The sequence below is a fragment of the Neolewinella persica DSM 23188 genome (assembly GCF_000373105.1).
Taxonomy (GTDB): domain Bacteria; phylum Bacteroidota; class Bacteroidia; order Chitinophagales; family Saprospiraceae; genus Neolewinella; species Neolewinella persica.
The window spans coordinates 86984-113185 of the sequence record NZ_KB890419.1 but is presented as its reverse complement, the minus strand read 5'-3'; the positions used below and the strand labels follow the sequence as shown (position 1 = coordinate 113185).

The 26202-nt window shown below is 52.2% G+C and carries 24 protein-coding genes; 4 read left to right on the top strand and 20 right to left on the bottom strand.

Annotated features, from left to right (window positions below; all coding sequences use genetic code 11):
• Positions 1–6 precede the first annotated feature (6 nt).
• From B036_RS0105980 to B036_RS0105960, 5 genes are all read right to left on the bottom strand, one after another.
• Complete coding sequence (locus tag B036_RS0105980; RefSeq protein ID WP_020567785.1) at positions 7–1200, bottom strand: helix-turn-helix domain-containing protein; 1194 nt, start codon at positions 1198–1200, stop codon at positions 7–9.
• A gap of 173 nt (positions 1201–1373) precedes the next feature.
• On the bottom strand, positions 1374–1985 hold the full coding sequence (locus B036_RS0105975; RefSeq protein ID WP_020567784.1) for a ribonuclease HII: 612 nt from the start codon (positions 1983–1985) through the stop codon (positions 1374–1376).
• 98 nt (positions 1986–2083) lie between these two features.
• Positions 2084–2998 carry an LpxD N-terminal domain-containing protein gene (locus B036_RS0105970; RefSeq protein WP_020567783.1) on the bottom strand — a complete coding sequence of 305 codons (915 nt, stop codon included), beginning with the start codon at positions 2996–2998 and terminating at the stop codon, positions 2084–2086.
• Between the two features lie 71 nt (positions 2999–3069).
• Positions 3070–3648 carry an SH3 domain-containing protein gene (locus B036_RS31700; RefSeq protein ID WP_020567782.1) on the bottom strand — a complete coding sequence of 193 codons (579 nt, stop codon included), beginning with the start codon at positions 3646–3648 and terminating at the stop codon, positions 3070–3072.
• A 249-nt stretch (positions 3649–3897) separates the two neighbouring features.
• Positions 3898–5409 carry a GH3 family domain-containing protein gene (locus B036_RS0105960; RefSeq protein WP_020567781.1) on the bottom strand — a complete coding sequence of 504 codons (1512 nt, stop codon included), beginning with the start codon at positions 5407–5409 and terminating at the stop codon, positions 3898–3900.
• Positions 5410–5511: 102 nt separating this feature from the next.
• Here B036_RS0105960 and B036_RS0105955 point away from each other — a divergent pair, with 102 nt between their 5' ends.
• The 3 genes from B036_RS0105955 (at position 5512) to B036_RS0105945 (ending at position 8101) form a co-directional block, all read left to right on the top strand.
• Positions 5512–6111: a hypothetical protein gene (locus B036_RS0105955; RefSeq protein ID WP_020567780.1), complete on the top strand. Its 600-nt coding sequence runs from the start codon at positions 5512–5514 to the stop codon at positions 6109–6111.
• Positions 6112–6364: 253 nt separating this feature from the next.
• Positions 6365–7096: a hypothetical protein gene (locus B036_RS0105950; protein WP_157472052.1), complete on the top strand. Its 732-nt coding sequence runs from the start codon at positions 6365–6367 to the stop codon at positions 7094–7096.
• A gap of 9 nt (positions 7097–7105) precedes the next feature.
• On the top strand, positions 7106–8101 hold the full coding sequence (locus B036_RS0105945; RefSeq protein WP_020567778.1) for a T9SS type A sorting domain-containing protein: 996 nt from the start codon (positions 7106–7108) through the stop codon (positions 8099–8101).
• A 121-nt stretch (positions 8102–8222) separates the two neighbouring features.
• On the opposite strand, the gene B036_RS0105940 is transcribed toward B036_RS0105945, so the two are convergent.
• The 15 genes from B036_RS0105940 to B036_RS0105870 all read right to left on the bottom strand — a co-directional run bounded on the left by B036_RS0105940 (position 8223) and on the right by B036_RS0105870 (position 25287).
• Positions 8223–9566, bottom strand: coding sequence for a TolC family protein (locus B036_RS0105940; protein ID WP_020567777.1), 1344 nt, complete (start codon positions 9564–9566; stop codon positions 8223–8225).
• Between the two features lie 105 nt (positions 9567–9671).
• The gene (locus B036_RS31695; protein ID WP_020567776.1) at positions 9672–10148 is read right to left on the bottom strand and encodes a GtrA family protein; all 477 of its coding nucleotides are present in this window, start codon (positions 10146–10148) and stop codon (positions 9672–9674) included.
• On the bottom strand, positions 10145–10690 hold the full coding sequence (locus tag B036_RS0105930) for a 5' nucleotidase, NT5C type (protein ID WP_020567775.1): 546 nt from the start codon (positions 10688–10690) through the stop codon (positions 10145–10147). The genes B036_RS31695 and B036_RS0105930 overlap by 4 nt, the downstream gene beginning before the upstream one ends.
• A gap of 108 nt (positions 10691–10798) precedes the next feature.
• Positions 10799–14005 carry an efflux RND transporter permease subunit gene (locus B036_RS0105925; RefSeq protein WP_020567774.1) on the bottom strand — a complete coding sequence of 1069 codons (3207 nt, stop codon included), beginning with the start codon at positions 14003–14005 and terminating at the stop codon, positions 10799–10801.
• A gap of 86 nt (positions 14006–14091) precedes the next feature.
• On the bottom strand, positions 14092–15288 hold the full coding sequence (locus tag B036_RS0105920; RefSeq protein ID WP_020567773.1) for an efflux RND transporter periplasmic adaptor subunit: 1197 nt from the start codon (positions 15286–15288) through the stop codon (positions 14092–14094).
• Positions 15281–15745: a MarR family winged helix-turn-helix transcriptional regulator gene (locus tag B036_RS28215; RefSeq protein WP_044101914.1), complete on the bottom strand. Its 465-nt coding sequence runs from the start codon at positions 15743–15745 to the stop codon at positions 15281–15283. Before B036_RS28215 ends, B036_RS0105920 begins: the two co-directional genes overlap by 8 nt.
• 261 nt (positions 15746–16006) lie before the next feature.
• A complete protein-coding gene (locus B036_RS0105910) occupies positions 16007–16966 on the bottom strand; it encodes an ADP-ribosylglycohydrolase family protein (RefSeq protein ID WP_020567771.1) in 960 nt (319 codons plus the stop codon).
• Between the two features lie 11 nt (positions 16967–16977).
• On the bottom strand, positions 16978–18192 hold the full coding sequence (locus B036_RS0105905) for a type II toxin-antitoxin system HipA family toxin (RefSeq protein WP_020567770.1): 1215 nt from the start codon (positions 18190–18192) through the stop codon (positions 16978–16980).
• On the bottom strand, positions 18189–18479 hold the full coding sequence (locus tag B036_RS0105900; RefSeq protein ID WP_020567769.1) for a helix-turn-helix domain-containing protein: 291 nt from the start codon (positions 18477–18479) through the stop codon (positions 18189–18191). Before B036_RS0105900 ends, B036_RS0105905 begins: the two co-directional genes overlap by 4 nt.
• 126 nt (positions 18480–18605) lie before the next feature.
• Entirely contained in the window at positions 18606–18752 is a 147-nt protein-coding gene (locus B036_RS33445) for an ADP-ribosylglycohydrolase family protein (RefSeq protein ID WP_020567768.1), read from the bottom strand.
• Between the two features lie 23 nt (positions 18753–18775).
• Positions 18776–19780, bottom strand: a complete 1005-nt coding sequence (locus B036_RS0105890) for an ADP-ribosylglycohydrolase family protein (protein ID WP_020567767.1) — start codon at positions 19778–19780, stop codon at positions 18776–18778.
• A gap of 2 nt (positions 19781–19782) precedes the next feature.
• The gene (locus B036_RS0105885) at positions 19783–21423 is read right to left on the bottom strand and encodes an NAD+ synthase (RefSeq protein ID WP_020567766.1); all 1641 of its coding nucleotides are present in this window, start codon (positions 21421–21423) and stop codon (positions 19783–19785) included.
• A 187-nt stretch (positions 21424–21610) separates the two neighbouring features.
• Positions 21611–23164: a hypothetical protein gene (locus B036_RS0105880; protein ID WP_020567765.1), complete on the bottom strand. Its 1554-nt coding sequence runs from the start codon at positions 23162–23164 to the stop codon at positions 21611–21613.
• Complete coding sequence (locus B036_RS0105875; RefSeq protein WP_020567764.1) at positions 23157–23402, bottom strand: 4a-hydroxytetrahydrobiopterin dehydratase; 246 nt, start codon at positions 23400–23402, stop codon at positions 23157–23159. Before B036_RS0105875 ends, B036_RS0105880 begins: the two co-directional genes overlap by 8 nt.
• A gap of 184 nt (positions 23403–23586) precedes the next feature.
• The gene (locus B036_RS0105870; protein ID WP_020567763.1) at positions 23587–25287 is read right to left on the bottom strand and encodes a M3 family oligoendopeptidase; all 1701 of its coding nucleotides are present in this window, start codon (positions 25285–25287) and stop codon (positions 23587–23589) included.
• 315 nt (positions 25288–25602) lie between these two features.
• On the opposite strand from B036_RS0105870, the gene ruvA reads away from it, so the two are divergent.
• A complete protein-coding gene (gene ruvA, locus B036_RS0105865; RefSeq protein ID WP_020567762.1) occupies positions 25603–26196 on the top strand; it encodes a Holliday junction branch migration protein RuvA in 594 nt (197 codons plus the stop codon).
• Positions 26197–26202 lie beyond the last annotated feature (6 nt).

The following is a 26202-nucleotide window of genomic DNA, read 5'->3' as shown; positions in this document are numbered from 1 at the left end:
GCCAAATCACGATGTGGTACTACTTCCCTTGCTCCTTTCTGCTAAATATTGCACCGGCGTCCGCGCCGTCACCCGCTTAAACACCCGATTGAACGTTGTTTTAGAGTTGAACCCACACGCCAAAGCGATGCTTAGGATGGTGAACTGATGTTGATCCCCCTGCTCAAACCGTGCTTTTACCGCCTCCACCCGGTAGGTGTTCACGAAGTCATTAAAATTCTGCTCAAAGCCGCGGTTAATGAGTCCGGACACCTGTTTGCTCGTTATTTCCAGTCGGTCAGCCACGTCATTCAAGGTCAGGGTCGGGTTTTCGTATAGCCGATCAACCTCCATCAAATCTAGTATTTTTGGTTTCCAACTGTCCAGCTCTGCCGGATCATCGTCAATTTCTTTTACTTCAGATTCATGGATTATTTGGGCCTCCAAAACCGGTGATTGCTGCCGTCGCCAGTGTAGCGGAGCCAGTGATTTAACAACATTGGTATAGCCAGCCAAAGCGATAAAATAATACAGTGCGGCAAAGCCAATGTAGTACCAGAACCATTTGCCAAAGCTCCCGAAATTCGGGAGTAAGATCAGAAACACGATCCGCAAAGTCATGATGATCAACAGCGCGACGAGGTACTGTTTCACCCAGGAGAACACCACGGTATCAGCATAACTCAGCTCTTCAAAAATTCGTTTGCGGTAACGGTTGTACTCACCGAGGCTAAGACCCGAATAAACCATCATCGCCAGTAATCCGGTAATTTGATACCAAGGGGCCAGGTCCTTATCCCGACCATCAGCGTAGAAGTAGTAATCTCCACTCAGGACCCAAACGTCCGTTACAAATACGAGCAGGCTATACAGCAGGTATATACCACCGGGAAGAAAATGCAGCCAGTCCCTCCCTTGTAGCCGATAATCAGCATCAAGCAAGCTCTTCGTGTAACAGTAAATCACTGGTCCGATCAGAAAGAACTGCTGAAAAGGGACAAAAAAGAGAAATTCCCGATAGCCATCCTTGCCGTACCAGCCACTGTAACCCATCATAAACGGTACGATATAACAGGAGCACAAGAAAATGAACAGGCTAAGCCAGTAACTCGGCCGATGGCCATATTCCCGACCACGCACGACAAGTAAACCCGCAAAAAGCAAGCCCTGGACGAAGAAGAAAAAGAGACAGGCGGTCTGGAAGCTGACGTTGAATTCCATCGGCCAACAAAGGTAGTGTTCAGGGGGCAGGGATCAGTACTCAGGGATCAGTGCATAGTATTCAGGGTTCATATCGAGGATCATTGATGCAAGGTATTGACTACTAAAACCTAATTGCCGATCCCTGTATCCTTCATCCTGAAACCTGACTAATAAATCCTGGATACTGAATACTACTTATTCTCAAACAAGCTATACTGCTTCCCCTCCTTCAGCAACCGAAAGCTTTTCCGGTGGTGCTCCGTGGCACCAAATTCCTCAATAGCCCTGCGGTGTGCAATGGTCGGATAACCCGCATTCGTATTCCAGCTGTACTGCGGATATTGCACATGCAGTTTCCGCATGTGCTCATCCCGGTGGGTTTTTGCCAGGATGCCGGCGGCGGCGATACTCTGGTACTTGCCGTCTCCTTTGATGACACATTCGTAGGGCATTTCACCGTAAGGGATGAAGAACTTACCGTCGACCAGCAGGAACTCCGGCGGCGTGTGCAGTCCGTCCAGTGCCCGGTGCATGGCCCGGTAGCTGCTCTGAAAAATGTTGTACTTATCGACCTCCTCCACACTGTAGCTGGCCACCCGCCAGGTCAGTGCGTTTTCTTCGATGCGTTTTCTGAGCTTATCCCGGTCCGCTTCCTTCAATTTTTTGCTATCGTTTAACTCCGGGTCGGAGTATCCAGGCGGAAAGATGACCGCCGCGGCAAAAACGGGACCAGCGAGGCAGCCACGACCGGCTTCGTCGCAGCCGGCTTCCAGGCGGTTGGGTTCGAGGTGGGGTAATAACATGGGATAAAAGTAAGGAGAGAGTTAACTATCTTTAAAGAGGGATTAGTTCATGGCATTCGGTACATATAAACATACTTGTATGCAGTACTTCCTCCAATCTATTTTTCCCCCAATTTCCGTAACACCGCGATGTCCTTAAACGCCTTACGCGCCTCCTGCACCGGGCTACCAAAGTAGGATTTTCCTCCCTCCAGGTCTTTACCGACACCGCTCTGGGCTAAAATAACCGTCCGGTCGCCCAACACAATGTTTTGCGCAATGCCCGCCTGGCCCTGAAATACGCACCAATCACCCACCGTAGTGTTGCCCGCAACACCGACCTGAGCGGCCATCAGGCAGTGCCGGCCGATCTTGCAATCGTGACCGATCTGAACCAGAGCGTCGAGCTTCGTTCCCCGGCCAATCGTCGTAGTGGAAGAGACCCCCCGGGCGATATTACAGTTCGGGCCGATGGCCACATCCGCTTCCAGCAATACTGACCCGCCGCTGCGCCAGGGAGTAAGTCCGTCCTTGCCCCCTTTGAAATAAAAAGCTTCGCTGCCGATGACGGCGCCAGAGCCTACAGTCACGCGATCCTCGAGCACCACCCAATCGCCAATCATAGCGTTGGGGCCGATTATACAATCGCGGCCAATCATGGCATATGCTCCCACCACTGCCCCCGGCGCGATGCTTGTGTTAGCCCCGATCCGGGCCGTTGGATCGATGGTATGCGTCCATTGGCGTACCGGGCGTTCGCTCAGCACTAGACCGTTATATGCGGCAAACGGTTGATCGATGACCAGCAGGGCTTTGCCCTGCGGGCATTCCATACGTTGATCGATCAGGAGGACCGACGCCGCAGAAGCCAGTGCCGGACCGTAATATTTGGGGTGGTCGACAAAACTGAGGTCACCAGTCTCAACGTGGTGAATTTCGTTGATCCCGGTGATCAGAATACTGCCGTCACCAATCAGTTCAGCAGAGAGCTGAGCGGCCAGTGCTGCGGCGGTAATGGGTTGGGCTAGTTTCATGGATGGAGATTACTTTTTCTTGTTTGCGTCAAATCAGCGCGTTGGACTAAATTAAGGAGGTATACCTTATTCTAATCCGTGATCACCCCCTTCAACTGATATTTATAGTAGGATACACCGGCACCGTAAACCCAACCTTCCTTGCCGTCTGCTACGCGGATTTTGACCCAGGGAGCAGTCGGGGTTATCTCCCCCAGATCAATGCTGTACAGCGAATCCGTCACTTCGCCAGTAAAGATGACTTCTTCATAGAGCTTGAGGCGGGTGATAACTCCTCTTTTCATACTGGGGCCACTGCGTACGTTGAGACCGTTGATTGTTGAATATAGCGGTGTTACTTTCTGAATGACCACCTCTGACGCGGGCGGGCGGACGACACTATCTCCCGGCATTGGTTGGGTACGCGCCCGCAGCAGCGCTTCGGCCCGGGCCTCTGCTTCGGCGTTGATTTCTGCCTCAATGCGGTCATTTTGTTCTACTTGCCGGATACTGTCCAGATAAGTTTCCCGGGCTTTTCCTTCAGCGATCATGGCATAATCGCCGTCGCGGGTACCACATTGTTGCATCGCCCAAATCAAAAAGATCAGGGTAAGCAATGACATGATGATGAAAGGAACCAGGCGGGCGTTGTTTGTTTTCTTTGTGGCCATACAGGGATGGGGCGTTTGTTGGAACGACAAAGATAGAGTACAGTTTTCAAGGTTCAGTTTTAAGGCGTCAGAACTCCGTAATCAGGTTTCAGTATTCAGGGCAGGTTGTTTTTGCGCTGCCCTGAATACTGAGCACTAATGCTGCATCTTAAATACTTTCCCCTAAGTACTTTAAAGGGGCGGGGCCGCAGGTGCAATTATGGGTTTGAATTAGCAAGCAGTGTATTCCTTCGGCCTCCTTTATACCCTTTACGCCTGCATCCCAAGCCAACGATCCTTAGCCGCACCTTTGAGCACCCGGGGTATTTTACTCTGCCCGTTCACTTGCCCGCTCTGCCGTTGCCAGTCATAGAAGCGTTGGAGGGGCACCGTATTGACCTTTATTTGCAGGGCGGTCTTTCTTTCAGACTTATAGTCATCGTTGACCTCCCCAAGCGCAGCGTCGAGTACGGGCAGAATAGCTGCTGCATCAAGTACGTCCTTACTCCCCAGGTACCATTCGTGCGCAATGTACTGGTCGTCTTTCACCGGTACGATGGTGAATTCCGGAATCCGAACGTTGAAGGCTTGTTCTACCGCCAGTACGCCGGCGTTCATGTTATCGACTGTGAGGTGCTCGGTCGCCAGGTTGATGTAATGTTTGGTCCGCCCGCTGATCTGAATCACCGCTTCTTTGGCGTCGAGGAAACGGACGGTATCTCCCACGAGATATCGCCAGGCTCCATTGCAGGAGGTTGTCAGCAAAGCGTATTCACGTCCTTCCTCCACCTGGTTCAACGTCAGGGCCCTGGCATTGGGGCGAATGTTACCTTCGTCATCAAAGTTTTCTTCGTTGAACGGGAGAAATTCATAAAATATACCGTTATCAAGCAACAGCTGCATCCCCTCGGCCGTCGCGTTGCGTTGGAAAGCAAACATTCCTTCACTGGCCAGGTAGGTATTCATGTACTTTATGGGGTGACCGATCAGCCGCTCAAAGCTTTTCACGTATGGGCGGTAGTCGACACCGCCGCTGACGAACAACTCCAGGTCTGGCCATATCTCGGAAATAGTCTCCAGCTGATGGATTTCCAGTATCCGCTCCAACGTAAGCTGTACCCAGTGCGGAATCCCCACAATGACCCCGATATTCCAGTTCGGGGCGTTGCGGGCTATTTCCTCCACCCGGTCATCAAAATTTTCGATCCGGGCAATCCGTTGGCCAGGCTTGTAAAAGCCCCGGGCCCACAGCGGTTGTTCCCGCGCGTTGATGCCACTGAGGTAACCGAAGCGTCGGCCGCCCTGCTTAGTCAGCTGGGTAGTGCCGCCAATGGCCAGCCAGGAAGCGGTGTACACATCCGCCGAAAGCCCATAATCAGGAAAACAGGAAAACATCCTGAACGCCCCCCGGCTGAGTGATTTCAGCATCGCTTCCGTTACGGGTATGTACTTTGTATTTGCCTCGCTGGTACCGCTGCTCAGGGCATAATATTCGGTACCTCCGGGCCAGGTAATGTCTTCCTTTCCTTCGTACACCCGTTCCCACCAGGGAGTAAACATGCCGTTATAGTCCACCGCAGGCACCTTTTGCTGAAATGCAAGGATGGGCTCCTCAGACTTCAGTATTCCGGCAAAATCGTAGGCCCGCCCAAAAACGGTTTTTCGAGCCTTCTTCAGCAGTTTCTTCAGGGTCCGCTGCTGAGCGGCCCACGGTGCCCGGCGGCGGCGAGGGAATTTGTCAGCGGCTTCCAGCCCAAGTTCAATAACGCGATCAAGCAACATGTTTTTACGTTTAAAAAGAATGATACACCAAGCTAATTCTCTTCCCGGCGAACCTCAGACCATCCGCATCGTTACTTTTCATACACAAGATTAATATAACTTATGGCTTCTTCCACCTTCCAGATGATTATGGACACCGTTAAAGATGCGGCGGCCAACGTTAACCCCAGTCAAATCGAGCAATTTACCGGGCATCGTATTGATACGGTCGATGAGTTCATGCGTAAAACTGAGCACACCGGACCTAAAAACTACGGGCGAGGATTCCTTGCCGGTGTACTGGGTGGGCTAGTCGGCGTCGGCGTCAAAATGCTGGTGGACCGCGCCATGGCGCCAGACACCGTTCAGTTTGAGGACAAATTGGCCGACGACATCGTTGACTCTGCCGAAGAAATGACCGGCATTAACCTCGATGCTGAAGACGAAGCAGCAGCGGCGGCCATCATCGAGGTAGGTATCGGTGCCCTGATCGGTGGTGTTTACGGCCTGATCGTCGAAGCAATGCCCGAGGCAAATACGGATAAAGGCGCGCCACTATGGACCGCCGCTCAGCAATTCGCCGTCCCGGCCCTTGGCTTCGCCCCAACCGCCGTAAAAGATGTTGCCGCGGATAAAATCGAAAACCTCGCAGGTCACGTTGCCTTCGGCACTACGGTAGAAGTGGTACGCCGGGCTACCCGGTATTACATGGAACAACGGTAGGCGCAAAGTTGCTGCGCTCCCTTGCTCAGTAGACGCGCTTCGCGCCTGGTAGTGGGTAGTACTCCGCACAGCTCGGCTCGCTACCCTTCTCTGCTCACTAGTGGGTACTGCTAACATGCAGCTCGGCTCGCTGCGTAGCGACGAACCATGATATGCCCAGAACAAGGAGGAACGTCTTTGTTCAAATTTACGCGTAAAGGTGTAACAAATGCTGGTCATCGGTAATAAAAGGGTGTTCCAAATCCCCTTACCCATGAAGTACTTCTTCCTTATTCTTTTGGCTTACGTTTGCTTTGGCCAGCTCTCCGGACAGGGTGTGCTCATCAGCCCCGACAACGGCAACCCCGACGAAGATGCCCTCCTGGAATTACGCAGCACTTCCCAGGGCTTTCTACCTCCCCGACTGGACCGTGCCCAACGCGACATCATTCTTAATCCTCCCAATGGCCTCGTGATTTACAACACCAGCACAAGCCGGCTCAATGTTTTTGATACAGTAGCCAACGAATGGGTGGAACTGGGGCCGGCACCTGAAGCTGATCCGGCAGTTACCCCTACCCAATCCATCACGCTTTCCAGTGGCCATTTTCATGCACGTGAATCTAACGATGTATACATCTCCGCTGTCGGCCAGGGTGGTGCCAATATCACCACTGGTGTGGGTGGCCTGGTGGCTCCCTTCCATCTGCCCGTCGGCAGCCGGATAACCGGCATCACTTTTTACTACCGGGACCGAACCAGTGCAGCAGAAATGAGCCTATCTCTGACGCAGGAATTCCTTGGTTCCGGTTTTTTCAACACTGTTGCCAACTTTACCACGGGAGTGGTCAATGCCAGTCCGGACTGGACGAACAGTGGCCCGGTTAACGTCGACCACGTCGTCTCAGGCTCCGCCGGCTACACCCTGGTTGCTTACTCCACCAGCTGGAGTGGTGACCTCCACATCAAGGGAGCCGTCATTTCCTACACCCTACCCACTAACTAAAACCAGACCATGAAAAACTTAATTTTTCCATTACTCGTGGGGTTGGGACTGGTTACTTCCGTGCAGGCTCAACTCACCATCACCAACGGCAGCCAGATCACCATTGCCTCCAACAGCATAATTACCGCAGTTGGCCTGGATGTTGACCTGCAGGCCGGCGGCACCCTGACAAATCAGGGGATCGTTTACACCAACAAAACATTTACTGCCGACGGTACCCTGGCCACCGAAATCAGCGGTACCACCGCAGGCAGCGATTACGGCCGGGTAACGGCTGACGGCGGGGCTACCCTGGGTGGGCCCATCGATGCAACTAAAACAGCTGCCTACTCCCCGGCCGGTATAGTAATTCATACGGTCGTGCTGTCCGGAAGCCTTGCCGGAACCTTCTCCCCCGAAAACCTTCCGGATACCGACTGGCGGATGGAGTATACTCCTACCGCTGCAAACGTTGTGTTTGACGTTAGCCTGCCCGTCTCCTGGCTCACCTTTTCCGCAGAGGTCCGGGAAAAATCAGTGCTGCTCAATTGGGCTACGACAGCTGAAGAAAGTAACGACTACTTCCAGGTAGAACGCCAGGAAACTGCCTCCGGAACCTGGTCCGCCATCGGCCGTGTTGCGGCCCGACGCAGCGGCGAATCTGTCACAGAATATTCCTTTATCGACGCATCACCTCCACGTGTACAGCAACTTCCGTACCGTCTACGGCAGGTGGATACCGATGGGACCTTCTCTTTTTCTCCCATTCGGGTGGTCCGGTTCAATATTGGAGATTATGCTACCGGAGTGTACCCCAACCCCAGCTCCGGAGAAATATTTTTTACCGTGGACGCCGCCATGACATCCAGTCTGGAGCTCTACGACAGTGACGGCCGCGTTATCCTGCGGCAGCAGGTAAACCCCTCAGTTCCGAACCAGCGCTTCGTCTTTCCGGCCAACCTGGCGGCGGGCACCTACTTTCTCCGCCTGGGAGACCGGCTGGAACGGGTCATTTTAAAACGGTAAATCACCTTCGCTCTTAATTTAGGCAGGTACCGGAACTCAGCACGTTCCCGGTAGTGGAACGATATGAAAACGCTGAGTTCACCCGAAGCCCTGCCAGTAAATGGCGGCAAAGCTTACCTTTTTAATCCACTATCTGCCCGGTAAGCCGAAGAATTTCTGTCTCCGTATTCTTCAGATTCAGCAGCGCATTCAGTAGTTGAAATTCGGCATTAATGTAGCTGACCTGGATGGCCCGGTAATCAAAACTGTTGATCGTACCGCCCTTAAAGCGCTCCTCAGCGATACCAAGATTCTGTTCGGCGTTGGCGATTAGCCGACGAGTCAGGTTCGCAATTTCCCGCTGGTTTTCGTACCGATCGAGGGTATTAAGTAAGGTAGCACGTAGCTGTTGACTGACGGCCTCCGCATTCAGCCGGGAAGTGATTTCCTGTAGCCTCGATGTTTGAGCGCGGACGTCGCGCGCGCCACCGTCGAAGAGCAGGTAGTTGACGGACAAGCCGAGCTGTCCGTTGAGGGTAGTAGCACCAATGCCTGGCAGGTCACGGGGATCCGGCGGGGCATCACCGAAAACGAAGGTCTGGGTACCGGTGGCGAGGCTATAGTCGTAGCTGACGCCCGCGCTGAAGCTAACGGTGGGTTTGTTTTCAGCTTCGATGAGGCGGGTATTGATGTCGGCAAGGGTTTGGTTGACCCGCAGGGTGCGTAACTGGCTGTTGGTTTCCAGCAAACGGCTTTCCAGCGCCATACGGTCGTATTCCCCAGTTACCTCATCCAGCTCAGTAAGCAGGGAAATTTCCTGGTTCAACTCATCAGCTCCCATTACCTGCAAGAGGTTTCGTATGGCCAGCTTATAGTTGAGTTGTTGTACGACCAGGTTGGTAGAATCCGAGAGGTAAGCATCTTGGGCCTGGAGTTCATCGAAGGTGCCTCCCTGGCCGAATTCAGCACGAACCTGTTGGTATTTGATTCGGTCGCGACTCAGGTTAAGAACACGCTGGCGTACATCGATTTGCTCTTGCTGGACTACGGCGTTGTAGTAAGCGTCAATTACGTCAGCAAGCGTATTTTCTACCTGGGTTTGCAGTTGGCCGGCACTCAGGTCGGCCAGGGTAGCCAGGCGTTCCTTGTTCATCTCGATCCGACCACCATTAAAGAGGGTCCAGTTCAGCGTAGCGGAAGGAGCGATGTTGTAGGAGAAAGTCGAAGACATAGCGACGATGCTCGCCGGGTTGTTATTATTCCGGTAACCAATTCCGGGGCTGAGGCCCAGAGAGATGGTCGGTAATTTGCCAGTCAGCGCATCACTATTATTGTTTTGCGCCACCGCCAGGTCTGCTTGAGACAGACGAATCTGATAGTTGTTTTCAAGAGCTAGCTGCAGGGCATCACTCAGGCTCATCTCTTTTTGGGCGCGGCCGCTGGTGTAGACAAAGCAGGTTAAAAGGCAGAGATAGAATATTCGCATTTGTTCTTTTGATTCTTGGTTAAACTCTATAAGTAGTTTTACACATCGGATGAACGCCCCCACAGCTTCGCCAGTGGGGAAGATGCATCCGATGAGAAAACCACCCTACGTAGGTGGTCTTAGCTCTTCAAAAAATGTTTCTGCACCTGCGGCCCCGCCCCCCTTTCCCCCTTGATCCTTTTCCCCTTTCTTACCTTCAAACACTCGCCGCTTGGCGTAAAAATTATAGAAGAAAACGATCCCCGTTGCCGCCAGTTTGATCACCCATTCCTGGTCGCCCAGATAAGGGAAACTGTGCAACCCGGTCACGATTAGCCAGTCGAGCATCAACCCGCCCACACTCACCAGCATACTTAGTGCGAAGGCACTCTGTACGGAGCGATTGAGCTTAAAAACAAAGTAGCGTTGCAGGAAAAAATTAAGAATGACGCTGCTAGAGTAAGCAATTACAGTAGCTGGCCCCGGTGGTAAGTATCGGTCAACCAAGAGTAGGTACACTCCAAAGTTGATGCCCGTAGCCACCAGCCCGGTCAGCGCAAACGGAATCTTTTCCTTCACGAAATGAAAGAGTCGTTCCATCATCCTTCTTGTGCTATGCGGCCCTTCCGTTCCTGCCTGAAGTAATCCCGGACTTCCAGCCAGTTATTCACCCGGTGGTACCGCCGCTCGTTTAGGTTAGGGCTGGAAGTAAAGAGTAGGCCTACCCCCTCAAATGAGTCGAGGTTCTTAGCCTTGTCGTCGATCATGAAATCCCCGTGTACAATGCTTTTGTCGCCGCAGAATACGATCCGGCTGTGGTGGATAAACGGAAAGTGCTCCTCCAGCCATTCGTATTTGTCCAGGAAGCTGTACCGGAATTCCGTTGCCGTAGTCACGATATACACTTCGTAGTGCTCATATAATTCCCGAACAACCTCTACCGCGTTTTCGATAACGGGCAAGTGTCGGAAATGCCCTTTCTCGTACAGAACATTTCGAACTTCAGCAAGGCCCGGCAAGTCGTACAACTTCTTTCCCCGGTACTCTTCCGGGCGGACGACACGGCCAAAGCGCTCCTCGGCCGCCCGGTGAAAGGAGGGGAAATTATCGGCCATTACTTCGTCCATGTCGATGATGATGCGCATGTTGGTCTTTTGGTACTATTGGTCTGTTGGTCTTATTGGTCTATTATACTATTGGACTATTGGTGCGGCCTAACAGACCAATAGCACCAACAGACCAATAAGACGAACCTATTCTCCAGGCTCAAATTCTCGTTCAGGCTCTGGTTCCGGTTCCAGCCCCTCGTTGATGTCGAACTGCATCTGTTTATAGGCAGGTTCAACCATATTGTAGTTAAGATCGGCATCCGGGTCGAGCGCTCTGGCCAGGTTAAACCTAAAACGATTCAGCAATACCAGCAAGGCAGGCAACAGAATGAGAAGGATGAAAGTGATGGCCAGCAGGCCGAAGGCTACCGAAATGGCCATCGGAATGAGGAACTGCGCTTGCCGGCTCTTGTTCAGCAGCAGCGGCGCTAGGCCAGCGAAGGTCGTCACCGAAGTAAGCAGGATGGGTCGGAAGCGGCTGCGGCCAGCTTCGGCCAGGGCTTCCATCATTGGCATCCCTGCCCGGAGGTTATCGTTGTAGGTGGCAATGAAAACGAGACCATCATTCACGATGATACCGATCAATGCGATGATGCCCAGGCCAGAGAACAGAGACATCGGCTTATCCATCAGCCAGTGCCCGCCAATAACACCGATGAATCCGAACGGAATGAGCAGGAATAGCATCAGTGCCTGAAGGACGGACCGGAAGGTAAGTGCAATGACGAAGAACATCAGGCCGAAAACTATCGGCATGACCAGGCCAAGCGAGGCGCCGGTTTTCTTCTGGTTCCGCACCTGCCCCCCATCAACCGTACTGACACTGGGGTACCGGTCAAGAACAACGGGCAGAATCTCATCCTGCACCTGAGCGTTGATGTCGGTAACGGAAACGGAGTTATTGCTGATGTCAGCTTCCACCTTCACCTCCCGCTTACCGTCAACGTGGTTGATGCCGATCACGCCGCGCTGCGGCGTAAACTCAGCGATTTCCGAAAGCGGGTACTCTACCCCACCCGGTAACCGGATGCGCATATTATTCAAATCAGCAAGGCTCCGGCGCTCGTTTTCACCGTAACGGAGCCAAACGCGCACCTCATCTTCTCCCCGCTGCAATCGCTGTGCTTCGGTACCGAAGAAGGCCGAACGGACCTGCCCAACGATGTCCTGCAGGTCGACTCCAAGGTAGCGGGCTTTTTCCTTCAGGGTAATGTTCATTTCCCGCAGGCCTTCCTGGTTATTATCCACAACGTCTGCCAGCTCCGGCATCAGGGCTAGTTCAGCTTTAATGTCGGCAGTGGCCTTGGCAAGTTCTTTGATATCGCTACCCACCAAACTTACACTTACTGGCTTACCAAAGAAGGAGCGGCCACCAAAGGAAAGCACCTCCGCCTGATCGATCGGGCCTACGGCCTGGCGAATAGCCCGGGTCATTTGCTCCTGGGTGACCGGCTCAAGGTCCTCGCCGGGGATCATCGCTACGGTAATGCTGCCCTGGTAAGTGGTAGGGCCAACCTTCACCTCAATCCGTTCTATTGCCTGTTTGCCGCCGTCGCCAAAGGCTTCGGTACTGATCTCTTTGCCGACGCGGTCGGCCGTATTCGCGATTTGGTCGAGCAGGAACTTTGTCTGGCTTTCCGGCGTACCGGCCGGCAGCTGTAAGGTGATGCTGACTTCATCTCCCGGGATAATGGGAAAGAAAGTCGTTTTCACCCACCCGGCCTGAACAACGCCAAAGCTGAAGAACAGGATCGCAATACACAAGGAAAGGGAAATAAATTTATTTCGCATGGTCCAGGCTAGTACGGGACCGTACATCCGGTCGCGCATAAAGTCCATCAACTTGTCGAAAGTCCGTTGCACCGCATTAGGCTTGGCTCCTTTAGCCAGGGCTTTACTGTGGGCTACGTGGGTTGGCAGGATAATGGCCCCCTCAATGAGGGAGAAGACCAGCGAGAAGATCACCACCGTTGCCATTTCCGGGAAGAAATCACCCAAAGAGCCGTCGAGAAAAAAGAAGCTACTGAAAGCGATGACCGTAGTGATGATGGCCGCGAAAACGGCACCGAGCACGTTATTTGTCCCGTCGATGGCCGCGCGGATGCGCGGCATCCCCTTCTCATGATAACTGTAGATGTTCTCACCGATCACGATACCATCGTCGACCAGGATACCGATCACCAGGATCATGCCGAAGAGGCTTATGACGTTGAGTGTAATGTCCAGTGCGTTGGCGATGATGAACATACCGGCGAAACTGATCGGAATCGACAGGGCCACCCAGAAGGCGAGTCGCCAGTGCAGGAAGACAGCCAACAAAAGACAAACGATGAGGAAACCCTGCCAACCGTTTTGGATCAGGGTATTGATCCGTTGGCGCAGGGTGATACTGGCGTCGCTAACGATCTCAGCACGGATGTCGATGTTCTTCGCGTTGAATTCTTCAAGGTACTCTTTAACGTTATCGGTAATGGCGAGCATGTCCTCCTCCAGCGTATTCTGAACGTTGACGTTGACGGAAGGAGAACCGTCCAGGTAAGTCCGGTTGGGCTTATCAGCCCAGCGGTCACGGACGGTTGCTACCTGGTTGAGGCGTACCGTTCCGCCGTCGGGCGTTGTCTTTACGATGATGTCCCGGAGGCCATCGGCGTAGTATTCTTTGTTACGGGCCCGGAGGAGCAATTCCTCCTGTTCTCCCTTTACCGTACCTCCCGTAATGTCGACGTTGGTGCGGCGTACCGCCTCCGAAGCGTCTTGAAAGGTCATGCCGAAGCGTTGCAGGTCGGATTCCCGAAAAGCGATTTCGATCTCCTCGTCGGGGAAGCCCGAAAGTTCTACTTTGGAAAGACCGTCGATGGCCAGCAGGTCGTCTTCCACCTGACGGGCGGCGCGCTTCAGTGCGGCGAGGCTGACGCCGTCGCCAGTCAGTGCAAATGAGATAGCTCGCCCAAGCGATTCTTGCTTATAGATCACTGGTGGTTCCATACCCACCGGAAAGGAGTTGATACGATCTACCTCATTCTTCACATCCTGCAGGATGAGTTCCGTATCGTAACCTTTCAGCACTTCCACGATAACGCTGCCGCTGTTCTCCGAACTAATACTGGTGTACCGTTCCACACCGGTCAGTCCTTTAAGGTTTTCTTCGATTTTATTGATGATGCCTTCTTCTACTTCTTCCGGGCTGGCACCAGGGTAGATCAACTGGATGTTGATGGTCCGGCTCTTGAATTCCGGAAAAAAAGTGGCCTTCATCTGCGACAGGCTCACGACCCCCATCAACAGGATCCCGAACATGATCAGGTTTGCCGCAACGGGGTACTTTATGAAGTAGGCTATGAAATTTTTCATCGCTTGTTTTTCGAGTTGTCGAATTATCGGGTCACCCGGTTATCGCTTCTGAGCGATTAATAACCTGATAACCCGACAACTTGATATTATTTTGAAACCGGTTTATCCGTCATTGAAGCAGCCTTTTCATTGGCCGTTTTCTTACTGGAAGTTTCCGTATCATTCAGTTTCACGCGCATACCGTCATAGGCCCCGGCTACGTCGCTGGTCAGTAATTTACTCCCGGTTGGCAGTCCGCTTATGATGACGGTGTTGCGGTCGAACTTCCGGACGTTCACGGGTACAAGGGCCAGCAAGGTGTCGTTCTTCACCACGTAGACTTCACCTTCATCGATCAACAGGTTACGGTCAATTTCCACCACATCGTCGAGTACACGCGCATCGGCCTCTCCACGCAGGTACATCCCTTCCCGGAGGTTCTTGCCGGAAACACCTACAAAGACGTTGACTGTTTGCGTTCCGGCATCAATCTGATCGCTGATCCGGCGGATTTTTCCGGTCCAGGAGCCTTTAATGTCTTCGCTGTACAGTTTTACTTCGCCTCCTGGCTGGAGAAAATCCAGCTGACTCAGGGGTACAGTAGCCACCATTTCGTAGTAGCCCGTTGCCATAAGTTCACCAAGTTGTTGCCCGGGGCGGATGACGGCTCCCTCGTTGATATCCGCAGTAGTGAGCACTCCGCTAAACGGAGCGTAAAGCACGTATTTACTTAGTCGCTCTTCCACGCCTTTGATCGAGTAGTACTGGGTGTAGAGATTGCGGCCGGCAACGAAGAGCTTTTCGCGTTGGTTCTTTGCCTCTGGCATCGCCTTGATGGGCGCATCAATGTCAAAGCTACTAAGGTAGTTTTCCCAGGCGGGGAAGCTTTCAGCGTAGTCGATTTTCAGATCAGGCATCATCATTGCCACGGCGTTCATCAGCGTGGCTTTTTGTGCCTGCAGGTTGAGGCGGGCCTCAGCATCGTCCACCCGCATCATAACTTCTCCTTTATTGAAGTAAGTTCCTTTTTTAAAGGGTTTGGACGTTTTTACGGCACCGCCTACTTCGGTGAACAGGGCGATCTTATTGTATGCCTCCAACCGGCCCTGTACATCGAGCTTGGAGGCAATTTTCCCGTTGGCGATTGTTTCCACATCCACCGTTTTGATCCGCTTGGGAATCTCCTTCTTCACTGGTGCGGCTTTCTGGCTCGCCAGGTAGCCCCAACCGAACCATCCAGCAGCCAAAATCAGTGCACCTAGAATAATAGAAAAGATGGTACGTGGAATATTACGATTACTCATGGTCAATACTTTGGGGGGAACTCAGTTGCTGGTGGAGGTTGTGGTATATCTTATTCAGAACGCTGGTGCAAACTGCCAGCTCTTCCGGGGGAATGTCTTTTTTGGCGCAACAGATGGCGTAGTCCGCATGGTCATGAACGTAAGTCCACATCCGGTGGGCTTTTTCCGTCAATTTGATGCGTTTCTGTCGCCGATCTTCCGGGTCTACTTCCCGATTGATGAGGCCTGCGGTCTCCAATTGCTTGAGCGCGCGCGCCACGGTTCCCTTGTCTTTAATGGTGGAGATGGCCAGGTCCTGCTGGCGCAGGCCATCGTTGTTCATCAGGTCCGCCAGCAGGCCCATATGCGTGCTTTGCGGTAGGAATTCTTCGAATTCCATCCGCTCCAATAGCAGGCGGGAAAGCTGGCGACCAACACGGTTGGTCAGGAAAATCAGATTTTGCTGGGGGTCCTTCAAAGGGGAAACTTGTTGCGTTTGCAACGAGTTAACGAATAGAAAAGCAAAGTGTTCAGGTCTGGCCTAATTGATCGACCATCCGGTAATAAGAGTCTACGGTTCGGGATTATGGGGGTATGTTAGTACTATTGGTGCTATTGGTCTATTGGTGCTATTGGTCTATTGGTCTATTGGTGCTATTTGGAAATGCGGAACAATAGTCAAACGGGCGCTCCGGCTATCCGACAAAAGTTTGTCTGACAGCTAAGACACCAATACTGATTACTGAGGGTACGCCGCATCCAACCGATCCCCCAGGTCAATAATTTCCTCACGGCGGGCGAGCGCAGCGAGCCAGTTGGCGGGGATGGCTTCTACTCCGTAGCGCAGGGCTGCCGGTGCACCGACAACGCAGGCTGTGGTGTCCGTATCCTGGCCCAAATTCACTGCTTTTAGCACGGCCTCCCGGTAACTGTCGGCGTTGAACAGGCACCAGAGGGCAGCTTCCAGGCAATGCACCACATATCCGCTTCCTTGCACCTGCGTCCGCGCCAGATTGGCGAAATCTGCCTTGAATAATTTTTCCAGCGCATCGTACTCTGCAAGCGAAGGCTTTTTTTCGCCCATTACAGAAAGCAACTCGCGCCGGGCCACCTTCAATGCTTCGGTCTTCTCGACTTTGCCATCCAGGTGCGCGCAAAACCGGAGGTACAAAAAGCAGCAAAACGCTGAACGAATGTGGCCATGTGTGAGCGCCGAATGTTGCCAGATGTACTCGAACCAGTCTTCCACCGGCTTGTCACGCAGATAGGCGTACAAGGGAAAAATGCGCATCAGCGCGCCATTGCCGTTGTCCTGCTCAGTTGCCCCGTGCCTGAGACTAACTAATTCTTTCTCTTTCCCTTCACGTAATAGTATTTCCAACCGATCAATCGACAGACTAGTCGTTCGCCCAATATCAAAGATTTGATTTTCAGGCGTCCAGTAGCCATGAAGTTTATAATTAATTAGGCGCTTCGCCTGGTTGGTCAGATCAAACACTCCCACCCCCAAACTCTCCGCCAAACCAAACGCCAGGCTGCTGTCGTCCGAAAAATACCCCGGCGGCTGGTTGTAGGTCCCGTATCCCCGGATGTCAGTGACAGGGTTCTTGTCAAGTTCTCCCCTTGTTTGAAATTCTACGGGAACGCCGATGGCGTCGGCTACGGAAAGGCCTAGCAGGGCGGTGGTTATTGGGTTCATCAGGTGAATCGTTAAGGGTTGAGAATGCTATTGATGCTCTTAAGGGAGCCTGGAGGAACAGCTGCAGCTTTTGCAAATTCAGACCAATTGCCAACCGCCTCTCGAACTTCATCGATGATTTTCTCCGGTTTTTTAATGGAGAAATTTTTAGCAAGGTTCAACAATTGCTCCCGACCGGGACGCTTACTCCCCCCCGCTACCGTCATGCTGTGGTAACCATGTGAAGACTGGGAAAACGTGAGGTCGTAGGCTGGAGCCAATTGCCAATTACCTGTTTCGTCCATCAGAAAAGATATGTTCTTGCTGTGGTCATCCCGGTTGTGTGCGAAGACGTTGAAGGCAGCAAGTCGCAAGACTTTTTCGTAAGCGCGTACATCCTTCTCTAAGCGGAAGGCCGCGTCCATAACGTGGCCGTAATCGATATTGGTCAGGCGAAAGTTATAGTGAAGCAGTCCGGCGGCAGAATGTAAATGCAGGCGGTCGTCTCCATTCCGGTCAAATCGTTTTGTCCCAAAGAAGGCTTGGCCTGACTTGCCCTTAAAAAGCCGGCACGTAGTCATTTTAAGACCCGCAGCCAACGCCATTTTATAATAGGCCATTTCGGTCTTGGCCACATCTTTAGGATCAATACCCGCAGGAAATTTAATGAGCCAGTGTTCAAAACCTGACGGCAGTGTTTCCATGCTTTTTATCATCCGGTCGGTTGCTGGATCATAGCCGACAACAATTTTTGGACGCGCGCCACCAGAAGAGCCTCCTAGTTGAACAAGTTCGTCAAGTAAATCCGAAGCACCTCCGGCAAGAACACTTCGCGACTCTCTAGCTACCACATCTAAGTCGATAGAAGAATCAATGGCTTCCTCCATCGTTTTGACGGGATGAAACGTGAGCGCGCCCATCCCTGCTGTCCCTACCATTGCGAGGCGATCCAACGGAGAGATTTCCCCTAAATTTACTCCCTTTGCAGTTAATGCACGATCAAGTAATAAACGCCCCCAGCCATCCGGTAGAGAATCTGCAAAAACACCGAACAAGCCATCGAATACTGGGGTATTAGGTCGCTGAATTTCGGTAGTTCGTTTTAAGTAAAACGGAGACAAATTCAGATTGCCTTGCAGAAAATCTTCATCGTACCTGAAGTAGACGTTCCTTTCATTGCGCACAAGCTCCCCAACATCAATGGCAGTCCCTGAAAAATCAACCTTCACTGCCAGCCGGTTCCTCACTTTTTCGATTTGTTTGTAAACAGTTTTCCCACCTCTTTCAGGTCTTCTCCGGCCTCCAGAACAAGATCAAAGTCCCGTAAACGTTGCAGTACATGAGTAAGTAATAAAAGGTGTTCCAGAGAAATTTTCCCAGTTTGTTCAAATCGTCTCAGGCTGCCCAAAGACACTCCCGAACGTTTGGCCAAATCTGCCTGTGAATACCCTTGTTGCTTCCTCAGCACAGTATGCTTATCTGCCATTTCACGCATAACATCAGCGGGGAATTTCTCTACACTGTATCGATTCATTAAGTACTAACATTTTAGTAAAAATACGCATTTAATGCATTATTTACTAAAATATTAGTACTTATTTATCCTGCGAGCCAATTGAGGGGATAGCCTCCACGCCGTAGCGTAGTGCTGCCGGAGCCCCTACAACGCAGGCAGTGGTATCCGTAGCCCCCGGATGTCGGTAACCGGGTTCTTGTTCAATTCCAGCCGGGACTGAAATTCTACGGGGACGCCGATGGCGTCGGCTACGGAGAGGCCTAGCAGGGCGGTGGTTATGGGGTTGGTCATGTTGAAAATTTAGTATTATTGGGCTATTTGTTTGTAGGGAGAGACAACGCCTGCAGGCCGGGGATTTTTTCCGTTGCTTCAAGCATAAAATCAGGAATACTCTCCAAGCCTTTGCTGCCCGCCAAAATACCCGTGGTGATAGATGCAACGGAATCCACATCCCCTCCCAAATTAATGGATTTACGAAGGGCATCCATAGCATCTTGGCTGTACTTGAGTACGTAAAGCACACAACCTGCCGTAAATTTTGCGTCAGAGGGTACCCCATTTATGCCGGGCAAAAAGTAAGGAGGAACAATTGGTTGCGGCCCACACAGGGTAATGAAATCCGAATCTGTCAAATTTTCATATGCCGATAGACGATCAATTGTCGACAGGTAATTTTCATACGCCTCGTTCAATGGAACTACTTTTCGACAGTAGGCAATCAACTTTGCGGGGTCTCCCTGCAGGATCAGCAAGTAAGTTGCCGCACGAGCCACAAGTTGACTAGCAATAATAGCCATTTCATTCGGGTGGGTAGCCCGGGCATTGGTGGCTGCATATTCGTTAATCAACTCGTCAGGCAGCAGGCCAAGCGGAACCGCTCGCATGGCAGGAGCGTTGCCCGGGTTCGGGCGATCGCGCTGAAAATTTCGGATATCTTCGATGGATTTTTCGCCACGATAATACCACCCCATTGAGCCATGTCCGTTCCGGCCGTAGCCTTTGGCACGAATTCCTGCGGCATACTCTTCTTTCCATTTTCTTACCAATAACTCCTCGGTAAAGGGGGACGTTTCCATCAGTGCCTTGACCAGGCCGACGGTCATTTCTGTATCATCGGTGTAGTCCCAGGCACGGTAGTTGTCGGTAAAGAGTGCTTTACGTTTGTCTTCGATTTGAATCTGGTTCCGAGCATTAACAAACTGCGTAAAGTCCACGTTTTGCCTAATCCAGTCACGGTCTTGGAACTCCACACCGGCTCCGAAAGCATCTCCTACGGAAAACCCTGCCAAAAGATCGTGAAATTGCCCGGAGGTGATCATTCCTAACTAAGATACTTAGCCACAATAGGCATCCGTCTCCCCATCCCAAAGCTCTTCCGGCTAACGCGAAGCACCGGTGCCGTCTGGTAGCGTTTAAACTCGTTGATGTTCACCAGGCGGAGGGTACGTTTCACAAGGGCCTCATCGAAGCCCATGTCAATAATGTCCTGCGGGCTTTGGGTCATCTCGATGTATTGGTAGAGGACCGCGTCGAGCTGGTCGTAGGGGGGCAGGCTGTCGGAGTCGAACTGGTCTGGCTTAAGTTCCGCACTCGGGGGCTTGGTGATGATGTTGTCGGGGATGACCTCCTCGTCTTTATTGATGTAGCGCGCGAGTTCGAAACACTCCGTTTTATAGACATCGCCGATCACGCTCAGGCCACCGCACATGTCGCCGTAAAGGGTGCCATAGCCAACGGCCATTTCAGATTTGTTGCTGGTATTAAGGAGGATGCTGCCAAACTTATTACTGAAGGCCATCAGGAGCATCCCACGGGCACGGGCCTGGAGGTTTTCTTCCGCCAGGCCTTCTTCTTTGGCCCAGAAATGCGGTTTCAGCACGTTCATGTACGCGTCATAGATACTTTCGATCGGGACGATGTCGTACTGACAACCGAGGTTCTGCGCCAGGGCCCGGGCGTCGTTCACGCTGTGGTCCGAGCTGTGCTGACTTGGCATCAGGATACAACGCACGTTGTCGGCACCAAGTGCCCGTGCTGCCAGCACGGCCACCAGGGCGGAGTCAATGCCGCCACTCAGGCCGAGGATGGCTTTTTTGAAACCCAGTTTTCCGAAGTAATTCTTGATCCCCATCACAATGGCGTCATGGATCAGCCGAATTTTCTCCTTTGCCTCTTCGCCAGAGACATTGTCCTTTTTGTCAACTTCCTCGGTATTGTAGATCCGCATGCTTTCCTTGAAGTAAGGCATCTCGTCAATTACCGTGCCGTCAGCGTGCAGTACGATGGAAGCACCATCGAAAAGCACTTCCGTCTGTGCACCTACGTGGTTAACGTAGTACATCGGGAGATTGTAGCGTTCGCAGTTGGCCTTCAGCACCTCGATGCGCTCGGCAGCGTGATCGTAAGCAAAAGGAGAAGCGGAAACGTTGATGATGAGATCCGGATTATGTTCCATCATCCGGTCCATCGGATTGATCTTATACAGCGGGTTCTCATTTCCAACGTTCCAACTGTCTTCACACACCACCATGGCGATGGTTTTGTTCTGGTAGCGCACCACACCCCATTCATGGGCGGGTTCAAAATAGCGGTACTCGTCAAAAATGTCGTAGGTCGGCAGCAAGGTCTTGTGCTGTACTTTCTGGATACGGCCTCCGGAAAGGAAGTAAACGCTGTTGTACAGGTCTTTGCCCTCGACCACGGGGTTGCGGCTGATGGAACCTACCACGATGGCAATCCCTTCTGCCGCTTCCGCAAGTTGGTGGACCACGGCTTCTGCCTGGTCAACAAAGTCGTCGAATTCCAGAAAATCACGCGGGGGATAACCAACCGTGGCCAACTCCGGGAACACCACAATGTCGGCACCCTGGGCTTTGGCCTTTGCGGTATATTCCAACATCTTAGCAAGGTTGGCGGCAAAGTTTCCTACATGGACGTTGATTTGGGCAAGGGCAATGTTCATGGTTGCTTTTTTGGTGACGGCAAAGGTAAGTGCAAGTTAACTTAAAAACAAAACTAAGTACTAAAATAGTAGGTCGTAGGTTAGAAAATCGCCATTAGTGAATCTGCCAAACTTTACCTTAGTTGAGAAGACTGTTCACGGGAGGCTTCCTCCCCCGATCAACCTGAATAAACACGTGGCAGCCGGGTCACTTTACCCGATCCAGCCCTGCTTTGGCCAGCAGGTGAAGCCCCGTCTTATACTCGGCGGGAGAAATGTTAAGGCAGTTGTTGAAATATTCCCTGGCCTGAGCTTTCTTAGCACGTTTCTCTTCGATAAGACCGGCTTGCAGGGCTGATTTACAAGCATAGAAGGCGGGGTTTTCCCGGCCCAGTTGCACGGTTCTCAGGTAGAAGGAGATCGCACCATCATAATCTGCCAGCCCATCAAGGACCCGCCCGGTACGGTAGAGGTATTCCAGGTGTTCTTGCTCGGTCAGCGTTTTCACGTCAATACTTTCCAGTTGGGCGCGGGCGCGGGTGCAATAATTGCCGTCAAAGAGGAGCCTTGCACGGAGCAACTCCGGATGCGGCGCCCGTTGCCGGGCGGCCTCCCGGGCTGCATTTTGGTCGCCTCCAGCCTGGCTGCCACCACCAATCCGTTCCATCGCCCGTAGGTAACCAGCTTCATCTTTTTCCAGCCAGTAAGACCAGGCAATTTTTTGCTGTGCTTCTTCTTTGAAATGGCGGCCGGGATACCTGACGCTAAAGGACTGGAAATGTATTCTTGCCGTAGGGTCAAGGTTACGGAGTTTCACCAGGCCGAGCATGAAGTCGAGGTAGGGGAAATCTGCCACGCGGCCCCCACGGGGTTGCCCTTCCAGTATCCGTAGTGCAATTTCATTTCTTCCGCTGCGCATGGCCAGGTTTGCCATTATAAAGCAGTGCAGCGCATTCGTCTTCGGCGTAAGCCCCAGCGCGTTGACTTTTCGGTATGCAGCCTCTTGTTCTCCCGCAAGGTGTAACTCCAAGAAGGCATACAGCACTTCAGTCTCCAGCAAAAAAGGACTCTCTTTATTGGTCAGGGCAAGTTCCATCTCCTCACGGCCTTCCTGAATGGTGCCGTTGAGCGAACTGAACAGTTCAACGCCCCATTTATATTGTGGCGGAATACTACCCACGGCAGCGTGCAAGAGACCGAGGTCTTTGTAGGTGAGCAGGAAATCAGGGAACAAAATGGCGTTGTCACGCAAAAGTTTATTGGCCTTATTGAGCTCTCTGAAAGCCGAAAGGTGGCGCTCAAAACGGAGATGAATAAGGCTACGATGTAGCCGGGCCTCCGCCAGGGCATATCGGTAATAGGGAGAGTTCTCGTCTCCCTGGTCCAGGGCATCGATGCGCCGGTCAAAGCGGGCGGAGAGCCGCTCGTTCAGCCGCTCATCTCCCTTTAGATACAGACGGAAGAAATCAAGGTAGCTTTCAAGATGCTCAGCCGCCAGGTTAGTGGGGTATTTACTTCGGAAAGCATCAATGTCTGCCTGAGCACCGTCCAGGTCGAGCGACATTACCCGATTGTAGATGGCTAGCGCCGGAGTAGTGAGTGCATAGTACTTCTCGTTGTTTCCGGCTGTGGTCCGTGCTTCACAAGCAGCAAGATCCGGGTTAAGGGCTATTGAATTTTTCTCATCCCCGTTTGCAGACAAGAACGACCGCACGCCCCCGAAGGAAAACACCACAAAAGTCAGCAAGAGCACTCTAAGCATACTTCCCGTAAATCTTAGTTATCGCCGCGGCCAGTGCATGATCTTTGTCCGTAATGGTGTTTCCCGCATCATGCGTGGTAAGGCGGATGTTTACTCGGTTATAAACGTTGGACCAATCCGGATGGTGACCGGCTGATTCAGCGGCAAAGGCCACCTCCGTCATGAAGGCGAAGGCGGTGGTAAAATCAGCGAATTTAAATTCGCCGTTAAGGGCATTATCCTTGGTTGTCCAGGGCATGGTTTATTTGGGATTAAGACTTCGTAAAGGTATAGAATAATTGAATGAGGGAATGAGTGAATAAGCTAGCGCAAGTACCGTTCGCTGCGCTACGCTTGCTCACCTTAGCTAACAAGCGTAGCGCAGTGAGTGGAAACAGCGGCAGCTTATTCTATCATTCAATTATTCTCTCATTCAATATTTACTAACTCAACTCCCCTAATCGTTCCGTCACCTTAGCCGCAATTTTTTCCATCACCCCATCGAGGAAGGGATTCTCCAGCCCGGCCAGTGTGACCAATTCCAGGAAGCCTTTTGAGCCTCCGGCGCGACAGAGGCGGATGTAGTCTTCCCAGGCTTTTTCGTGGTTCTCTTCGTCTTTTAGCCAGAACTGGAAGGCACAAATTTGCGCCAGGCAGTAATCAATGTAGTAAAACGGCATGCCGAAGAGGTGGAGCTGGCTTTGCCAGTAAGTCCCTTGTGACAGGAAAGGATGGTCCGTATAATCGATATGTGGCAGGTATTCCGCTTCCAGGCGCTTCCAGGCAGCGTTGCGGTCGGCGGCAGTCCAGTGCGGGTTTTCATAGACCAGGTGCTGGAATTCATCAATAGCACAGCCATAGGGCAAGAAACGGATCGCTCCTTCCAGGTGGCCGTACAGATACTTTTTCGCGTCATCACCAAAGAAGTCGGGGACGCCCGGGTAGGCGAAGAATTCCATACTCATACTATGGATTTCGGCAGCATCGTAAGTTGGCCAGTTGTATTCCATTGGCTTTTGGTGTCGGCTACTGTACACTTGAAAGGCATGGCCGAACTCATGGGTGAGCACGTCCACATCGTGGCTCGTCCGGTTAAAGTTAGAGAAAATGTAGGGGGCTCCGTAATCATTGATGTAAGTACAATAACCACCGGTGGCCTTTCCGTCCTTTGACTCCAGGTCCATCAACTTACGATCCTCCAGCATCCGGAAAAAGAACCCCGTTTCTTCGCTTAGTCCATCGTAAAGTTTTCGTGCTGCGGCAATGGTATCGCCCATTTCGCCAACCGGTGTTGGATTACCGTCAGGAAAACGAAAATTATTGTCGTAGTACCGCAACCGGTCCACACCTATCCGTTCCGCCTGTTTGGCGGCCAGGTCCTTAGCAATCGGCACGATAAACTGTTTTACCTGCTTACGAAAGTTAGCGACCTGCTCTGGCCCATAATCCGTGCGGTTCATCCGGGCATAACCAAGGGGAACGAAATTTTCGTACCCTAGTTTCTGGGCCATGCTGTGCCGAAGCTTTACCAGGTCTCCATAGATGGCCTCCATTCGTTCCTGGTGTTCTCCCATCCAGTCCCACTTCGCTTTACTGGCCCGTTTACGGGCGGCACGATCGGCAACCTGCTCCAGCGGGATAATGCTACTCAGATTATAGGTTGTTCCCTCCAGTTCGATTTGCGCACCGCCTTTCAGCTCGGTGTATTCACTGTATCCCTTGTTTTCCGCTTGCAGATCCTCGATCAATTCAGGCTGAAAGGTTTTGATACTCAGTTCCGCCGTATTAAAGAGTTGCCGGCCAAACTTTGCTTCCAGTGCTTCGCGGTGAGCGCTCGAGATTAAGGTCCGGTAATAATCCATTCGCCAGGCCTCGGTGGCTGGCAGGTGCTGATCAAACCAGGCTTTCTCCTCCTTGTAGAATTCATCCCGCGTATCAATGCTGTACCGTACATAACAGATGTTGTAGGCTGTAGCAACTGCGGCTCTGATGCTGTCGATTTGTTCCACCGCAGCAATTGCTTCATTAATGGAGCCGGCACTTTCCAGTTTTTCTAAAACGGCCCTAAAGGCTGCTTCATTGGCTTCCAGGTCAGGACGTTCATAGGCGAAATCGGGAAAAGAGGCAGTAGGGTCGACGGACATAAATGATGTTTGTTGCAGCAAAGAAAAGGTTTATTTCCACGGAATGTTCGTAAAAGAAGCGGGTGGCGCGGCCGCAGGTGCAATATTTGGTGGAGGGCTAGCGGGCTGATCCGGCACCCGGCGGGTGCCCCCAATGTCCGGACACCTCTGAAAGCAAGGGTAAAAAGGGGAAACAGGCCGGGCTTACAGCCCTTTACCCGTCCTTGCACCTGCGGCCCCGCCCTGCTACAAATAACCCATTGAGAAAAAACAACCCCCTTATTGTCAATCCATTAAGCCTTACCTTTGCGGCCTCAAAAAAAATCATCCCTCTAAATGATTACCTACATAAAAGGCCCGATTGCCCACAAAACGCCGAGTTTCGTCGTCGTGGAAGCTGGGGGGCTCGGTTATCACGTCAACATCAGTCTGTATACTTACACTAAGATTGAAAAAGCGGAGCAGGTAAAACTGCTGACACACTTCCACGTCAAGGAAGATCAACAGACGTTGTATGGATTTCATGACGAAACGGAGAGAAGTTTTTTCCGGCTCCTTATTGGGGTGAACGGGGTTGGTCCGGCCACGGCACTCGTCGTGCTTTCCAGTATGAATCCGGAAGAATTTCAAGCGGCCGTCCTCGGCGAGGATGTGGCCAGCATTCGCAAAGTCAAGGGTATTGGCCCAAAGACTGCCCAGCGCATTATTATTGACCTAAAGGACAAGATGATGAAAGAAAGCTTCGCCTCCCCGACAATGCTGTCCTCTCAAAGCAATACCCACCGAACGGAGGCGTTATCTGCTTTGGTGAATTTAGGTTTTGCCCGCCCTGCTGTGCAGCGTGCCCTTAACCGGGTTTTTGCTGCAAAGCCGGACCTGGGTACCCCGGAGGAGATCATCAAACTCGCTCTCCGGGAATTGTCTTCCTGATTTCAC